This window comes from Microbacterium sp. SORGH_AS_1204 (assembly GCF_030818935.1).
GTDB lineage: Bacteria > Actinomycetota > Actinomycetes > Actinomycetales > Microbacteriaceae > Microbacterium.
Genome location: NZ_JAUTBD010000001.1, coordinates 1,840,543 through 1,857,137 on the forward strand (window position 1 = coordinate 1,840,543; position 16,595 = coordinate 1,857,137).

A 16,595-nucleotide genomic window follows, 5' to 3' on the forward strand; every position below is an offset into this window, starting at 1 on the left:
CCTAGGCTGGCGGGGTGACGAGCTTCGACCCGCCTCGACCCTGGACCTCGAGCTACGCCGCGGGGGTCCCCGCCGATCTGGAGCCCCAGAGCGGTTCGCTCATCGATATCGTCGACGCCTCGGTGCGCGACTATCCCGACGCTCCCGCCCTCCAGTTCTTCGGGCGCGAGACCTCCTACGCCGAGCTGTCGGATCAGATCGCTCGCGCCGCTGCCGCGCTGCAGGCGCGCGGCGTGCGGGCCGGAGACCCCGTCGCCATCGTCCTGCCGAACTGTCCGCAACACATCGTCGCGTTCTACGCGGTGCTGCGGCTGGGCGCGATCGTCGTCGAGCACAACCCGCTGTACACCCCGCGGGAGCTGCGCAAACAATTCGAAGACCACGGCGCGAAACACGCGATCGTCTGGAGCAAAGTCGTGGCGACGGTGCAGGAGTTCCCGGCCGACCTGCGCGTGGACACCCTCGTGTCCGTCGACGTGACGCACGCGATGCCGTGGACGACGCGCCTCGCCCTGCGTCTGCCCGTGACGAAGGCGCGGGAGTCGCGTGCCGCCCTGCACGCCAAGACGAAGGGCGCGATCGACTGGGACGACGTCGTCCGTCACGCGGCCCTCGACCCGTCGCACCCTCGGCCGGCGGCGGAAGACCTCGCCATCATCCAGTACACGAGCGGAACGACCGGAACGCCGAAAGGCGCCATGCTGACGCACGCCAACCTGCTCGCCAACGCCGCGCAGGCGCGGGCGTGGGTACCGCAGATCGTCCGTGGCGAGGGCTGCGTGGTGTACGCCGTGCTCCCGATGTTCCATGCCTACGGCCTCACCCTCTGTCTGACGTTCGCGATGTCGATGGGCGCGCGTCTGGTGCTCTTCCCGAAGTTCGATCCCGACCTCGTGCTCGCCGTGACGAAGAAGCACCCCGCGACCTTCCTGCCGCTCGTGCCGCCGATCGCCGACCGCCTGCTGAAGACCGCCCAGGAGCGCGGTGTGTCGCTCGCGGGCACCGACGTCGCCATCTCCGGTGCGATGGCCCTGCCGCACGATCTCGTCGTGCCCTTCGAGGAAGCCACCGGCGGGTATCTCGTCGAGGGCTACGGGCTGAGCGAGTGCTCCCCCGTCCTCATGGCGAATCCCGTGGCCGACAATCGCGTGGCGGGCACAGTGGGCCTTCCCCTCCCCGGGACGGAGTGCCGGGTCGTCGACCCCGACGACCCGCACACCGACGTCGAGCGCGGCGAACTGCTCGTCCGCGGACCGCAGGTCTTCTGGGGCTATTACGGCAAACTGGAGGAGACGGCCGCCGTCTTCGTCGACGACTGGTTCCGCACCGGCGACATCGTCACGATCGACGAGGCCGGCTTCGTCCGCATCGTCGACCGCATCAAGGAACTCATCATCACCGGGGGCTTCAACGTCGCCCCGACCGAGGTGGAGAGCGTGCTGCGGCAACACCCGTCCGTCGCGGACGTCGCCGTCGTCGGACTTCCCGACGAGCACTCGGGTGAGCAGGTCGTGGCCGCCGTCGTGCCCGTCGACCCCGCGTCGTTCGACGCCGAAGCCGTGCGGGCGTTCGCGCGCGGCATCCTGACCCCGTACAAGGTGCCCAAGCGTCTCGAGGTGGTCGAAGACCTCCCGCGATCGCTCATCGGCAAGGTGCTCCGCCGGCAGGTGCGCGACCGACTGCTGTCGTCATGACACAACGGTCGGCCGGGAGACCCTGACGGACTCCCGCCACTCGCTACGGTGGACGTTCCGGCCCGACCAAGACCTCTGGGGGATCTCTTGACCATGACTCGTGCGCCGTTCGCGCTCGCCACCGCCGCTGCCCTGCTCCTGCTCGCCGGATGCTCGGGGGGCACCTCGACCACGACCGACGCGGCGCCCGCCGAGTCCGTCGCTCCGACGCCGGTCGCCTCGGCATCGGCCTCCTCGACGCCCGAGTCCGGCACCGACGCGACGGGACAGTCCAAGGTCGACGCCTGCCAGATCATCATCGCCTCGTTCAACGACGTCGTGTCGACCAGCCAGTCGATGGACTCGGCGGACCCCCAGGGCAATCTCACGCGGTTCCAGGAGCTCAGCGAGAAGGTGCAGGGTGACTTCGCGCAGATCACCCACGCCGACGTCGCACCGGCCGCGCAGAAGGCGAGCGCGCAACTCGACGAGTACGCCGCGTTCCTCGCGAGCGTCACGGCCGACCCCGGCAAGCTCGGCGAGCTCAGCACACAGGTCACGGCGCTGCAGCAGAGCTTCACCGAGGCCGGCACGGCCTGCCAGGGCTGACGACGAACGAGGGGCAGGAGCGGAGGTCACTGCCCCCCGTCTGCGCGCAGGCGGGGGCGACACGGGCGGAAGCCACTGCCCCCCGTCTGCGCGCAGGCCGAGGCGAGACAGGGCGCAAACCCCTGCCCCTCTAATCGGCGCGGGCGTGGCCCGCACCGCGGCGCTGTCCGACTCAGTCGGTCTCTGTCGCAGGTGAGCCACCGTCGACGCTCTCGGCGTCGTCGACACTCTCGGAAGCGCCTGCGTCTCCCGCGTCGAGGGCCGCCGGTCCCTGCTCGACGAGGATGCGGAACTGCGCGGCATCCAGAATGCGGAGCCCCAGTTCTTCGGCCTTCGCGAGCTTGGAACCTGCGCCCGGACCGGCCGCGACGAAGTCGGTCTTCTTGGACACGCTCGACGCCGCCTTGCCGCCGGCGGCGAGGATGGCCTCTTGCGCGCCCTCGCGGGTGTATCCCTCGAGCGAACCCGTCGCGACGATCGTGAGCCCGGCGAGCACGCCGCCCGCCGCGGCCGCAGCCCCGGGGCCGGGGTGGCCGGGGATGGCGAAACGCACACCCGCCGCCTGCCACCGCTCGACGATCTCGCGATGCCAGTCGACGTCGAACCAGTCGATCACCGCGTCGGCGATGATGCCGCCGACGCCCTCGACGGCCGCGAGCTCGTCGCGAGAGGCTGCGCGAATGGCATCGAGCGAGCCGAACCACTGCGCGAGGGCACGCGCGGCGACCGGACCGACGTGACGGATGTTGAGCGAGACCAGCAGGCGCCACAGGTCTTTCGACTTCGCCCTCTCGAGTTCGGCGATGAGCTTCGTCGCCTGTTCCGAGGGCCGCACCTCGCGGAAATCCTTGCGGATGCCACGGCGCCGCCGCTCGGCCGCATCGAGGTCTTCCGAACCCGGCGGGTACGACGAGGGACCGAGCTTCTGGAACGGCGCCCGTCGCACGAGCTCGCCCGTGCCGGGATCGACCTTGCGCTCGCCGGTCTCGGAGTCGCGCACGACGACTTCGATCGGCACCAGTTGCTCGATCGTGAGGTCGAACAACCCGGCCTCTGTGTCGAGCGGGGGCCGGTCGGGCACCTCGGGCTGCGTGAGAGCCGCCGCGGTGACCTCGCCGAGCGCCTCGATGTCGAGCGCTCCGCGGGATCCGATGTGTTCGACGCGTCCGCGCACCTGCGCCGGACACGACCTCGCGTTCGGGCACCGCAGATCGATGTCGCCCTCTTTGGCAGGTCGCAGGGGTGTGCCGCACTCGGGGCAATCCGCGGGCATGACGAAGGCCCGCTCGCTCCCGTCGCGCAACTCGACCACGGGCCCGAGGACCTCGGGGATGACGTCGCCCGCCTTACGCAGCACGACGGTGTCGCCGATGAGGACGCCCTTGACCTTCACGACGTCTTGATTGTGCAGGGTGGCCTGTCGCACGACGCTGCCCGCGACCTTCGCCGGCTCCATCACCGCGAACGGGGTCGCCCGGCCGGTCCGCCCGACCGACACGACGATGTCGAGCAGCTTCGTGTTCACCTGCTCGGGCGGGTACTTGTATGCGATCGCCCAGCGCGGGGCGCGACTGGTGGTGCCCAGTTCGTCGTGCAGAGCGAGCTCGTCGACCTTGACGACGACGCCGTCGATCTCGTGCTCGACATCGTGACGGTGTTCCCCGTGGTGCGCGACGAACGACAGCACCCCGTCGATGGTCGATTCGACACGGCTGTAGGGCGAGGTCGGCAGGCCCCACGACGCCAGCAGCTCGTAGACCTCGCTCTGCGCCGCCACCGGCGGGTCGGGCCAGGCGCCGATGCCGTGCACGTAGAGGGCGAGCGAGTCGATGCGGGCGAGTCCGGCCTCGAGCTCGAGGCCGGACTTCTTCTCGATCTGCTGGCGCAGCCCGCCGCTCGCGGCGTTGCGGGGGTTGGCGAAGGCCGGGAATCGACGTGCGGCGGCGGCCTCGACCTTCTCTTCGTCGAAGACGCGGCCGCCCCGTCGCCCGGCGGCACGCTCGCGCGCCTCGGCCACCGCGCGATCACGGTACTCCCCCTGCAGGCGGTTCAGGTTCTCGAACTTCGCGACCGGGATGAACACCTCACCACGCACCTCGACGAGCGACGGGTGCCCCTCACCCGACAGCTGTCGCGGCACTCCCGCGACGCGGAGGGCGTTGTCGGTGACGATCTCGCCGACCCGACCGTCGCCGCGCGTCGCGGCCGAGGTCAGCAGACCGTTCTCGTAGCGCAGGCTGATGGCCAGCCCGTCGATCTTGAGCTCGCTGAGCCAGTGCACCTTGCGCCCGGCCGCGGCCTCGGTCTTCACGGCCCAGTCGCGCAGCTCGTCGTGCGAGAAGACGTTGTCGAGGCTGAGCATGCGCTCGGCATGCTCGATCGTCGCGAGATCGGTCGCCTCGGCCGCGCCCACCGACAGGGTCGGGCTGTCTTGCCCCTGCAGTTCGGGGTACAGGCGTTCGAGGGCCTCGAGCCGGTGCATCCACCCGTCGTAGGTCGCGTCGTCGACGAGTTCGGCATCCCGGCCGTAATACGCCTCGCGGGCGTCGACGATGCGCTGCGTGAGAGCGGCCGCCTCGACGCGCGCGTCGTCGAGGATGAGGTCGGGAAGCTGGTCGGGGGAAGTCACCGTCTCAGCTTAGAGACGGGGTCCGACATCGCCTGAGGGCCTTGCGACCGTGTCGGACCCGCCCCGACGGGCACCGCCACCTGAGAACGGAGAGCTCAGGCCTCGACCGGCACTGCCGACACCGTACGGTCGATCGTGAACTGCCCGATCACGCGGGTGCCGTCGTAGAGCACCGCGGTCTGCCCCGGGGCGACGCCGTCGAACGGGCTGTCGGGCCGAACCGTGAGCAGCCCGTCGCTCAACGATGCGGTCGCCGGCACCGGGTCGGCATGCGCGCGGATCTGCGCGTCGCACGCGAACTCCGTCGCCGACGGCGCACGGCCCGCCCACGTGAACCGCTCCCCCGCGATCTCGGCGCACGCGAGCGCCTCTTTCGGACCCACCACGACGGTGTTGTTCACCGGCCGCACCTCGAGCACGAACCGCGGCTTACCATCGGCGGCGGGGACGCCCAGCTGCAACCCGCGGCGCTGACCGACGGTGAAGGCGTGCGCACCCTCGTGCGAGCCGACGACGGCGCCCGTGCGATCGAGGATGTCGCCGCGCTCGGCACCCACCTTGTCGGCGAGCCAGCCGCGGGTGTCGCCGTCGGGGATGAAGCAGATGTCGTGGCTGTCGGGCTTCTGCGCCACCGAGAGCCCCCGCTCCTCAGCCTCGGCGCGCACGAGCGCCTTCGACGGCGTGGAGCCGAGCGGAAAGTACGTGTGGGCCAGCTGTTCGGCGGTCAGGACGCCGAGAACATAGGACTGGTCCTTGGCGTTGTCGGAGGCCCGGTGCAGCTCCCGCCCGTCCGGGGTGTCGATCAGGGTGGCGTAGTGGCCGGTGCACACGGCGTCGAAGCCGAGCTCGATCGCACGTTCCAGAAGGGCGGCGAACTTGATCTTCTCGTTGCACCGCATGCAGGGGTTGGGGGTGCGACCGGCGCGGTACTCGGCGACGAAGTCGTCGATCACGTCGTCGCGGAAACGCTCCGAGAAGTCCCACACGTAGAACGGCATGCCGAGCTTGTCCGCCGCGCGGCGCGCGTCCATGGCGTCTTCGATCGTGCAGCATCCGCGGCTGCCGGCCCGCAAAGTTCCTCCCGCGCGCGACAGCGCGAGGTGCACGCCGACCACGTCGTGCCCCGCCTCGACGGCGCGGGCCGCCGCCACCGCGGAGTCGACGCCACCGCTCATCGCCGCCAGAACTCGCATGCGTCCAGTCTACGAAGCGCGGCCTGAACGGGCCCCGGATGCCACGGCCCGGGCGTACGCGTCGGGAAGGCGGGCGAGCACGGCGTCGACGTCGGCTTCCGTCGAGGTGTAGCCGAGGGTGAAACGCAGCACCGAGCGCGCCGCGCGGTCGTCGAGGCCGAGCGCGAGCACGACGTGCGAGGGCTCGGCGACGCCGGCCTGGCACGCCGACCCGGTCGAGACCGCGATCCCCGCCATGTCGAGCAGGAAGAGCAGCGTCTCGCCCGCGGCATCCGGGAACAGCACGTGCGCGTTGCCGGGCAGGCGCTCCGCCGGATCGCCGAGCAGTCGCGCCGCGGGGATCGAGGACCGGATGCCGTCGATGAGGCGCTCCCGCAGGGTGGTGAGCCGTGCGGTCTCGGCGACGCGCTCCGCCTCCGCGACCCACGCGGCCGCGGCGAACGCGGCCGCTCCCGCGACGTCTTGCGTGCCCGCGCGCAGGCTCCGCTGCTGACCGCCGCCGTGCACGAGCGGCGTCAGACGCGCGTGCCGCGACACCACGGCGGCACCGACCCCGACCGGGCCGCCCACCTTGTGCGCCGACACCGACATCGCCGCCAGTCCTCCGGGCAAGCTTCCGCCACCGCGCCAGCCGGCGAAGTCGACCTCGACATGTCCGAGCGCCGAGACGGCGTCGAGATGCAGGGGAACGCCCGCCCCGGATGCCGCCGAGGCCAGGCCCGCGGCATCCTGAAGCGTCCCGACCTCGTTGTTGGCCACGAGCGCCGTGGCGACGGCCGCCCCGGGCAGGGCTGTGCAGAAGGCGTCGAGATCGATCCGGCCGCGCTCGTCGAGACGCACGGCGCGCACCGCCGCGTGCTCGGCCGACGCCAGCCACGCCACGACGTCGAGCGTCGCGTGATGCTCGCCGTCGGGCAGCACGACGGCATCCGTTCCTTCCGGGCGCGCCCACCACAGGCCCTTGAGCGCGAGGTTGGCCGCCTCGGTGCCGCCCGAGGTGAAGACGATCTCGATGGGCTGGCAACCGAGGACCACGGCGAGCTGATCGCGCGCGTCTTCGAGCAACCGCCGCGCCGCTTGGCCCGCGCCATGGATGGACGACGGATTGCCGAGCACCTCGTGCGCGGCGAGCCACGCCTCACGCGCCTCTGCGCGCAACGGCGTGGTCGCTGCGTGATCGAGGTAGACCTGCACCGTACGCCCCCTCTCGCGCTGTCCGCGGCCTTCACTACCCTAAGACGCATGGTCCGACCCGAGCCCGCCCTCGCAACCCGCCCCGCTCTGCTGAGTCCCGCATTCGACGACCTCGGCGTGCGCCTCGGGCCCGACGGGGGCACGCTGCGCGTCTGGTCGGAGTCGGCCGAGGCGATGCAGCTGTTGATCTTCGACGACGTCGACCTCGACTGGGCCACCGACACGATCCCCCTTGCGCCCGTGGGCGGCGGCGTCTTCGAAGCCACCACCCCACTGCTGCGTCCGGGGGCGCGCTACGCGATCCGCGTCGGCGGACCGCACGGCGCCGGTCACACCTTCAACCCGCAGTCGCTTCTCATCGAGCCCTACTCGCGCGGGCTGGTGTCGGGCAGCTTCGGCGATTGGCGTTCGGTCGTCGTCGACGGCACCTTCGACTGGGGCACCTCGACCAAGCCGCGCGTACCGCTGGATCGCACCGTGATCTACGAGGGCCACGTGAAAGGACTGACGAAGCGGCATCCGTTCATCCCGCCGGCCCTGCACGGCACCTACGCGGGCCTGGCGCACCCGGCGATGATCGAGCATCTGCTCTCGCTGGGGGTGACGAGCGTCGAGCTCCTCCCCGTGCACGCGTTCGCCACCGAACCGCGCCTGCTGCACCTGGGGCTGACGAATTACTGGGGCTACAACTCGCTGAACTTCTTCACCCCGCACGCGCCCTACGCGACCGCCGCCAACCGCGCCGAGGGGCCGGAGGCCGTGCTCCGCGAATTCAAGGGCATGGTCAAGCTGCTGCACGAGGCAGGGCTCGAGGTCATCCTCGACGTCGTCTACAACCACACCGCCGAAGAGGGCATCGGCGGACCGCGCACCAGCTTCCGCGGCATCGACAACCGCGCCTACTACCGCCAGACCGCCGAGGGCGCCTACATCGACGAGACCGGCTGCGGCAACGCGGTGAACACATCGACCGATGCCGCCGCCCGCCTCGTCCTCGACTCGCTGCGCTATTGGGCGAACGAGGTGCAGATCGACGGGTTCCGCTTCGACCTGGCCGTCACCCTGGGCCGTGACGAGCGGCATTCCTTCACCCCCGACCACCCGCTTCTCCGCGCCATCCGCGATGATGCCGCGCTGTCGGAGACCAAGCTCATCGCCGAACCGTGGGACGTCGGAATGGGCGGCTGGCAGACCGGCAACTTCGGCGACGGGTGGCTGGAGTGGAACGACCGCTACCGCGACCGCGTGCGCAATTTCTGGCTCAGCGACATCGATTACGCGCGTCGCGCCGACACCGCACCGGTCGGCATCGGCGGCTTCGCCACGCGACTCGCCGGTTCGTCGAACACCTTCAGCGAAGACCGCGGGCCGCTCGCGAGCGTCAACTTCGTCACCGCGCACGACGGGTTCACCCTCAACGACCTCGTCTCGTACGACGTCAAGCACAATCTCGGCAACGGCGAGCAGAACCGCGACGGCGCCGACACCAACCGCTCGTTCAATCACGGGGCCGAGGGTCCGACCGACGACGAGCGCGTGCTCGCGACGCGCCGCAGGGCCATGCGCAACCTGATGGGCACGCTCCTGCTGTCGGCGGGGGTGCCGATGATCACCGCCGGCGACGAGATGGGCCGCACGCAACGCGGCAACAACAACGCCTACTGCCACGACTCGGCACTGACCTGGCTGTCGTGGGAGCTGTCGCCGTGGCAGCGCGACCTGTTCGCGCACACCCAGCGCCTGCTGCAGGTGCGGCGCGAGAACCCCGCGCTGCGACCGAAGCGCTTCGCCCGGCTCGGGGAACGCATCCCGTCGGCCTCGGTCATGGAGTGGTTCGACGAGCACGGCCGGACCATGTCGAGCGACCGGTGGAACGACCCCGCCCACCGCACACTTCAATACCTGGCGACGTCGACACCGGAGCACGAGGAGCCCAACCGGGTGCTGCTGGTCATCCACGGGACGGAGACCCCGACCGACATCGCGCTCCCCGACATCGACGATGCCGTGTTCGTCGAACTCTGGTCGAGTGCCGACGAGCGCCCCTCCGACGCTCGCGCGACATTCGCTCCCGGCGACGTGGTCGCCGTCGAGGGCGCGTCGATGCGGCTGTTCCGCGTCGACTGATCGGCGCCCGCTGTCAAGGCCGCACAAATCGATGCGGCAACGTCGGTGGCCCACGGTAGGTTCAAACCGTGGCCACCACGACGACTCCCTCGCCCGAGCTGCCCTGGCGCAGCGCCGCCTCGATCCCCGTGCGTCCGGTCAAACCGACGCCGACGTCGCGACGCGTGGTCACCCCGCGCATCCCCATGGCCCTGCCTCACCCCAGCGTGCCCGGCGGAGCGTTCCGCCCGTCGGCCTACGTGGGCGAAGCAGTGCCGTTCACGGTGACGGCTTTCCGCGAGGGGCACGACCGCATCGGCGTCAACGTGCGCCTCTTCTCCCCCTCCGGCGATGAGTCGCTGCACCGCTTGAGCCCCATGAACGACGGTTTCGACCGCTGGTCCGTGCTCATCGCCCCGCTCGAGCAGGGCGTCTGGCGCTTCCGCTTCGAGTCCTTCGCCGACGACTTCGCGACGTGGGAGCACGCCGCCGAGCTGAAGATCGCGGCCGGTGTCGACACCGCTCTCATGCGGGAGATGGGCGCGCAGCTCTTCGATCGCGCGCGCGGTGAGAAGAAGCGTCCGGGCACCGACAAAGACGCCCTGTACGAGGCTGCCCGCGCTCTGCGCGACCCCGACGTGCACGACGACGTCGCACTGTCGATCGTGCGCGACCCCGCGATCGCCGCGCTCTTCGCCGCGCGTCCGATGATGGGCCTGGTCTCGGTGGGCCGCGATGCCGAGCTTCTCGTCGAGCGCGAACGCGCCGGCGTGGGCGCCTGGTACGAGTTCTTCCCGCGTTCCGAGGGCGCCACGCGCGCCGACGACGGTTCTGTCGTCAGCGGCACCTTCCGCACCGCGATCGACCGCCTGCCGGGTGTCGCCGGCATGGGCTTCGACGTGCTCTACCTGCCGCCGATCCACCCGATCGGCGAGACCAACCGCAAGGGACCGAACAACACCCTCGTCACCCAGCCGGGCGACCCGGGCTCGCCATGGGCCATCGGTGGCGCCGCCGGCGGCCACGACACCGTGCATCCCGACCTCGGTACGCTCGACGATTTCCGGGCCTTCGTCACCGCGGCGCGCGACAACGGCATCGAGGTGGCCCTCGACCTCGCCCTGCAGGCCTCCCCCGACCACCCGTGGGTCGCCGAGCACCCCGAGTGGTTCACGACGCTCCCCGACGGCTCGATCGCGTTCGCCGAGAACCCGCCGAAGAAGTATCAAGACATCTACCCCGTCAACTTCGACAACGATCCCGAGGGCATCCGTGCCGAGGTGCTGCGCGTGGTGCGCCACTGGATCGCGCAGGGCGTGACGATCTTCCGCGTCGACAACCCGCACACCAAGCCGCTGCAGTTCTGGGAATGGCTGATCGCCACCGTCAGCGCCGAGGAGCCCGACGCGGTGTTCCTCGCCGAGGCGTTCACGCGGCCCGCTCCGCTGCAGGGTCTGGCCATGGCCGGATTCCAGCAGAGCTACACGTACTTCACATGGCGCAACACCAAGGAAGAGCTCGAGGAGTTCCTCGGAGCACTCGCGCACGAGACGGCCGACTTCCTGCGACCCAATCTCTTCGTCAACACCCCCGACATCCTCACCGAATACCTGCAGTACGGCGGACGTCCGGCCTACAAGATCCGCGCCGCGATCGCCGCGACCGCCGCGCCGACCTACGGTGTCTACGCGGGCTACGAACTCATCGAGAACGTCGCCCGCCCCGGGTCGGAAGAGAACATCGACAACGAGAAGTACGAGTACAAGTTCCGCGACTGGGACCAGGCCGAAGCCTCGGGCGCCTCGATCGCGCCGTACCTGCGCATGCTCAACGCCGCCCGTCGCGACCACCCCGCGCTGCGCCAGCTGCGCAACCTCGAGGTCCACTGGAGCGACGACGACGCCATCCTGGTCTACTCCAAGCACCTGCCCGCGGAGCTGTCGCCGACCGGCGCTTCCGACACCGTCATCGTCGTGGCGAACGTCGACCCGCACTCCGCCCGCGAGACGACCGTCCACCTCGACACGAGCGTCTTCGGTATCGAGCCGGGCACGTCGTACGACGTCGAAGACCTCGTGACCGGCCAGGTGTGGATCTGGGCCGACCACAACTTCGTGCGTCTCGACGCCTTCAACGAGCCCGTGCACATCCTGCACGTCAAGGAGAACCGATGACCATGCTTCCCCCCGAGATCCTGGATGCCGTGGCCCACGGTGCTCACCACGACCCGCACAGCGTGCTGGGTGTGCATGAGACCGGCGAGGGATGGGTGATCCGGTCGCGGCGGCCGCTCGCCCGCGAGGTGATCGCCGAACTCGCGAACGGAGACACCGTCGGCCTCGAGCACGTCCGGGGTGGCATCTGGGAGGCGCGTGTCGAGTCCTTCCCCGGGGCATACACGGTGCGAGCGAGCTACGACGGCGCCGAGCACGTCGCCGACGACGGCTACCGGCACGCGCCCTCGATCGGCGAGCTCGACCTGCACCTCGTCTCCGAGGGGCGTCACGAAGAGCTGTGGCGTGTGCTGGGGGCGCACGTGCGCGAGCTCGACGGCTCCCGCGGCGTCGCGTTCACCGTGTGGGCCCCCGACGCCCGCGCCCTGCGTGTCATCGGCGATTTCAACGGCTGGGACGGCGCGGGCAACGCGATGCGCTCTATGGGCGGCAGCGGCGTGTGGGAGCTCTTCGTCCCCGGCATCGGCGCGGGCACCCGCTACAAGTTCGAGATCCTCACCCGCGGCGGCCAGTGGATCGAGAAGGCCGACCCGATGGCCCGTCTTGCCGAGGTGCCGCCGGCGACCGCATCGGTGGTCACCGAATCCGACTACACCTGGTCCGACGATGCGTGGATCGAGCATCGGTCCACCACCGCACCGATCGATCGGCCCATGTCGATCTACGAGCTGCACCTCGGTTCGTGGAAGCAGGGGCTGTCGTACCGGGATGCCGCCGACGAGATCATCGACTACGTCGGCGCCCAGGGGTTCACCCACGTCGAATTCCTCCCGCTCTCCGAGCACCCGTTCGGCGGTTCGTGGGGCTATCAGGTCTCCGGCTATTACGCCCCCACCAGTCGTTTCGGTGACCCCGACGACCTGCGCTACCTGATCGACCGCCTTCACCAGGCGAATATCGGCGTCATCATGGACTGGGTCCCCGGTCACTTCCCCAAAGACGACTTCGCGCTGGCGCGCTTCGACGGCGAGGCGCTGTACGAGCACCCCGACCCTCGTCGCGGCGAGCACAAAGACTGGGGCACGCTGATCTTCGACTACGGCCGCAACGAGGTGCGCAACTTCCTCGTGGCGAACGCGCTGTATTGGTTCGAGGAGTTCCACGTCGACGGCCTGCGGGTGGATGCCGTGGCATCCATGCTCTACCTCGATTACTCCCGCAACGACGGCGAGTGGGCGCCCAACCAGTTCGGGGGACGCGAGAACCTCGAAGCCATCCGCTTCCTGCAGGAGGTCAACGCGACCTCCTACAAGCGCTATCCCGGCATCGCGCTCATCGCCGAGGAGTCCACCAGCTTCCCGGGCGTGACCGCGCCCACCTCGGCTGCGGGCCTGGGCTTCGGCTTCAAGTGGAACATGGGCTGGATGAACGACTCGCTTCAGTACATCGGGCGTGACCCCATGTACCGCTCGCATCACGAGGGCGAGCTGTCGTTCTCGTTCGTCTACGCGTTCAGTGAGAACTTCATCCTGCCGATCAGCCACGACGAGGTCGTGCACGGCAAAGGCAGCCTGTTTGGACGCATGCCCGGCGACCACTGGCAGAAGCTCGCGAACATGCGCGCCTTCCTCGCCTACATGTGGGGTCACCCCGGCAAGCAGCTGCTGTTCATGGGCCAGGAGTTCGGGCAGATGTCGGAATGGTCCGAGTCGCGCAGTCTCGACTGGTGGATGCTGGACCAGCCGGCGCACCGGCAGCTGCACGACTTCGTCGCCGAGCTCAACCGCGTCTACATAGACCAGGCCGCGCTGTGGTCACGCGACCACGACGGCGCAGCCTTCTCGCGTCTGGGCGCACCGGCGTGGAACCCGAACGTCCTCGCCTTCGCCCGCCGCGACCATCACGGCAACACCGTCGCGGTCGTCTGCAACTTCTCGGGCGTCCCACTGGGCGACTTCCCGCTCGACCTGCCCGAGGCGGGCACCTGGACCGAGGTGCTCAACAGCGACGCCGAGGTGTTCGGCGGTTCCGGCCAGGGCAACCTCGGCGCCGTCACGACCGATGGGCGCGGCAGCGCGACGCTGACCCTCCCGCCGCTGGGCGTGCTCTGGCTCCACCACCGCGCCGGCGCCTGACCTACCACGCGAACCACGAATGCCCCGTCCGAGGACGGGGCATTCGTGCGTGTGCGGCGCTGTCGCGCGGGATCAGAAGAGCAGCGATGCCAGGCGGGTACGCGCACGAATGACGCGAGGGTCGTCGTCGCCGATGAGGCCGAACAGCTCGAGCAGCCGCTCGCGCACGGGTGCCCGCTCCTCGGCGGGAAGAGCCGCGAACAGCTCCAGCAGGCGCCCGAAGGCGTCGTCGACGTGCCCTCCGACGACGTCCAGATCGGCGACGAGGAACTGCGCCTCGATGCCCGTGGGTTCCGCGGCGGCCGCTGCGCGCGCAGCCTGCAGATCGGCTCCCTGCACACGGTCGAGCAGGCGCACCTGACCGAGACCGGCACGCGCATCGGCGTCTCGGGGGTTCTCGACGAGCGCCTTCTCGTACGCGGCGATCGCGCGGGCGTAATCACCTTCTTCGATGGCGGCGAACGCCTCGGCGTGCAGCGGCGGCAGGGCCTCCTCCGCGGGCGTCTCGCCGGCCGGAAGACCGTCGATGGGAACCGTGCCCGTCACGCCGTGCTGGGCGGCGAGCTGCAGCAGCTGCGCGAACACGTCGCGCACCTGCTGCTCGGGCACCGCGCCGGTGAACAGCGGAACGGGCTGCCCCGCGACGAGCGCGAGCACCATCGGGATCGACTGCGCGCGGAAGCCCTGTGCGAGCTGCGGGTTGGCGTCCACGTCGACCTTCGCGAGCACCAGACGGCCGCCGAGCTCGGTGACGACCTTCTCGAGCACGGGGCTGAGCTGCTTGCACGGTCCGCACCACTCCGCCCACAGGTCGACGACGACGGGCACGGTGCGCGACAGTTCGAGGACCTCACCGAAGGTGGCATCCGTCACGTCGAAGACGAGCGGAGTGGCACCGCCGTCTTGAGCGGTCGCGGGGGCGGCGGCGGGCGCGGGATTCTGCGGGCGGTTGCGCAGCGACGAGAGGTCGACGGCACCGCGCATGACGGAACCGGGGGCGGGAGTGCTCACGGGGACACCTTCGCTTCGAGGAGGCTGGATCGGTAACCGAGCAGACGGATCTGATCGTCGGACCCCTGGCCGGGGACGTAGAAGAAGACCTGGTCGGAATAGGTCGTGGTGAATCCGGTCGCCGACTGATCGACACCGGTCAGCGCCTTGACCGCGGGGTTGTTGTCGAGCTTGATGACCGCGTCGGCGTTGGTCGGCTTCGCGGTGTCGCTCTCGTACACGTTCACGGCGACGATCGCACCGCTGTCGAGGGTGGCCAGCGCGATCGGCGCGGCCGGGCCCGCGGAGGCCGAGAAGCTGATCTCGGCGGTGCCCGCACCGGTCTGGTTCAGCTCGTCGGTGCGCTTGGTCTTGTTGTCTTGGATCGCGGCGAGCAGCAGGTCGTTGGCCGTGTCGAAGGTGGACCACGACGCGCTGTTCTGTCCGTTGTTGATGATGTCGGCGTAGGCCGCCGCCACTTTCTCGGGCGCCAGCACGAGGAAGTTCGAATCGGGTGAGACCTGCGTCGCACCGACGTATTCGGCCGCGAGTTCGGGCAGGTTGGTGGATGCCTCGAGGTTGCCGACGTAGGACGCCTTGTACGGGGCCCACGGGTTCTCCTGCGTCATCATCATGATCGTCGTGGTCGGTGTCGCGGCATCCGCGGACTCGACGACGGTCATGAGCGTGCGCGGCCACGTGCCCGTGGTCTGCGGCAGGACGATCTGCACGGGTTCCGCCGGGATCGCCGGAAGGGCGGCACGGTCGGGGATGGCGGCGCGCAGCGTGTAGTTGGTCTGGCGTTCGGCCAGCGCAGGTCCGGAGAGACGCTCCGCGACGGCGGTGGCGTCGAGAGCGGCGTCGGCCTGCGCCACCGTCGACGACACGCGCGAGACGATGCGCTGCGCCTGTGCTTCGGTGACGGCGGGGGGGAACTGGCCTTCGGGGACCACGACGGTCGGGGTCGGGCTGGGCGACGCGGGAGCTGCGAACTGCGGCCAGGCGTCGGCGGAGCAGCCGGCGAGGAGCGCCACCGAGACACCCAGAGCGGGTACGGCCACCAGGGCGCGTCGCCCACCGAGGGCGCCGCGGACGCGCGAACCGCGTCCGGCAGGGCTCTGGCTGATGACGCCCTTCGCGTCGCCGTCGCCGTCGACGGTGGAGATCGGTTCGGTCACGGGGAGGGGCAGACCCTTGCGCCGCGGACGTCGCGATCGACGCACGTGGCGGATGCCGAGCAGGTACAGCACGAGCCCTGCGAGCAGCGCGATGCCGCCGCCGACGATGAGGGGGCCGGCCCAGGGGGTGGAATCGTCGATGGGCCAGGTCACGCTGACGTTGGCGGGCGCGGGTGCGGTGCCGTCGGAAGCGATCAGAACGCTCATCTCCCCGGGGAGCTGCAGCGTGGCCGACAGCGTGCCGGTCTGCTCGTACTCGTCGAGCCAGAGGTCGGAGTCGACGGGACTCCGGCCGGCCACTTCCGCCGTTCCCGTGGCGGAGGGCCCGACCTCGGTCGTCTGGACCACTCCCTCGCCGTCGACGGTCACGGCGGTGTAAGAGGTGTCGGACAACCAGGCCTTCACGTCGGCCGTGCGGCCGTAGGCGGCGAAGACCTGCCCGTCACCCTCGACCCGGAGCGTCTGCGCACCCGGAACGCTGGTGAGGAGGGCGCCGTCGATGAGCGTGTACGCGGTCGTCCCCTCGGTCTGCACGGTCGCCGAGGTCTCGGAGGGCCCCTGGAACACCGTCCTCTGGGCGATACCGGCACCGATCATGACGGCGGCGATGACGAACGCCACCACAGCCCAGACGAATCTCACGCTTCACACCATCCCCACCGGCGGCTCGGGCCCACCGAAGAATCGACGTTTCAGACTATCCGAGGGCGGCTG

Annotated in this window: 10 protein-coding genes; 5 read left to right on the forward strand and 5 right to left on the reverse strand. The window is 70.1% G+C overall.

The window, feature by feature from the left end; all coding sequences use genetic code 11:
• Window positions 1–14: 14 nt before the first annotated feature.
• Window positions 15–1,694 (forward strand): long-chain-fatty-acid--CoA ligase, encoded by a 1,680-nt coding sequence (locus QE410_RS08425; protein WP_307330437.1) that lies wholly within the window; start codon window positions 15–17, stop codon window positions 1,692–1,694.
• A gap of 93 nt (window positions 1,695–1,787) precedes the next feature.
• Window positions 1,788–2,282 (forward strand): hypothetical protein, encoded by a 495-nt coding sequence (locus QE410_RS08430; RefSeq protein WP_307330440.1) that lies wholly within the window; start codon window positions 1,788–1,790, stop codon window positions 2,280–2,282.
• 172 nt (window positions 2,283–2,454) lie between these two features.
• Here the strand turns inward: QE410_RS08430 and ligA are convergent, their stop codons facing one another.
• From ligA to QE410_RS08445, 3 genes are all read right to left on the reverse strand, one after another.
• The gene (gene ligA, locus QE410_RS08435; RefSeq protein ID WP_307330442.1) at window positions 2,455–4,911 is read right to left on the reverse strand and encodes an NAD-dependent DNA ligase LigA; all 2,457 of its coding nucleotides are present in this window, start codon (window positions 4,909–4,911) and stop codon (window positions 2,455–2,457) included.
• A 95-nt stretch (window positions 4,912–5,006) separates the two neighbouring features.
• Entirely contained in the window at window positions 5,007–6,104 is a 1,098-nt protein-coding gene (gene mnmA / locus QE410_RS08440; protein ID WP_307330445.1) for a tRNA 2-thiouridine(34) synthase MnmA, read from the reverse strand.
• Between the two features lie 9 nt (window positions 6,105–6,113).
• Window positions 6,114–7,298: a cysteine desulfurase family protein gene (locus QE410_RS08445; RefSeq protein ID WP_307330448.1), complete on the reverse strand. Its 1,185-nt coding sequence runs from the start codon at window positions 7,296–7,298 to the stop codon at window positions 6,114–6,116.
• 48 nt (window positions 7,299–7,346) lie between these two features.
• Between QE410_RS08445 and glgX the strand changes: the two genes are divergently transcribed.
• The 3 genes from glgX to glgB all read left to right on the forward strand — a co-directional run bounded on the left by glgX (window position 7,347) and on the right by glgB (window position 13,713).
• On the forward strand, window positions 7,347–9,425 hold the full coding sequence (gene glgX, locus QE410_RS08450) for a glycogen debranching protein GlgX (RefSeq protein ID WP_307330451.1): 2,079 nt from the start codon (window positions 7,347–7,349) through the stop codon (window positions 9,423–9,425).
• A 185-nt stretch (window positions 9,426–9,610) separates the two neighbouring features.
• Window positions 9,611–11,578 carry an alpha-1,4-glucan--maltose-1-phosphate maltosyltransferase gene (locus QE410_RS08455; RefSeq protein WP_307334418.1) on the forward strand — a complete coding sequence of 656 codons (1,968 nt, stop codon included), beginning with the start codon at window positions 9,611–9,613 and terminating at the stop codon, window positions 11,576–11,578.
• Complete coding sequence (glgB, locus tag QE410_RS08460; RefSeq protein ID WP_307330454.1) at window positions 11,575–13,713, forward strand: 1,4-alpha-glucan branching protein GlgB; 2,139 nt, start codon at window positions 11,575–11,577, stop codon at window positions 13,711–13,713. The genes QE410_RS08455 and glgB overlap by 4 nt, the downstream gene beginning before the upstream one ends.
• 72 nt (window positions 13,714–13,785) lie before the next feature.
• On the opposite strand, the gene QE410_RS08465 is transcribed toward glgB, so the two are convergent.
• Together QE410_RS08465 and QE410_RS08470 are read right to left on the reverse strand one after the other, a co-directional pair.
• Entirely contained in the window at window positions 13,786–14,724 is a 939-nt protein-coding gene (locus QE410_RS08465; protein WP_307330457.1) for a tetratricopeptide repeat protein, read from the reverse strand.
• The gene (locus QE410_RS08470; protein ID WP_307330458.1) at window positions 14,721–16,523 is read right to left on the reverse strand and encodes a glycosyl transferase; all 1,803 of its coding nucleotides are present in this window, start codon (window positions 16,521–16,523) and stop codon (window positions 14,721–14,723) included. Before QE410_RS08470 ends, QE410_RS08465 begins: the two co-directional genes overlap by 4 nt.
• Window positions 16,524–16,595 lie beyond the last annotated feature (72 nt).

Excerpts from the sequence above, each read along its gene's own strand:
- QE410_RS08430 (WP_307330440.1), top strand. The coding sequence starts at position 1,788 with ATGACTCGTGCGCCGTTCGCGCTCGCCACCGCCGCTGCCCTGCTCCTG.
- mnmA (WP_307330445.1), bottom strand. The coding sequence starts at position 6,104 with ATGCGAGTTCTGGCGGCGATGAGCGGTGGCGTCGACTCCGCGGTGGCG.
- glgX (WP_307330451.1), top strand. The coding sequence starts at position 7,347 with ATGGTCCGACCCGAGCCCGCCCTCGCAACCCGCCCCGCTCTGCTGAGT.
- QE410_RS08455 (WP_307334418.1), top strand. The coding sequence starts at position 9,611 with ATGGCCCTGCCTCACCCCAGCGTGCCCGGCGGAGCGTTCCGCCCGTCG.
- glgB (WP_307330454.1), top strand. The coding sequence starts at position 11,575 with ATGACCATGCTTCCCCCCGAGATCCTGGATGCCGTGGCCCACGGTGCT.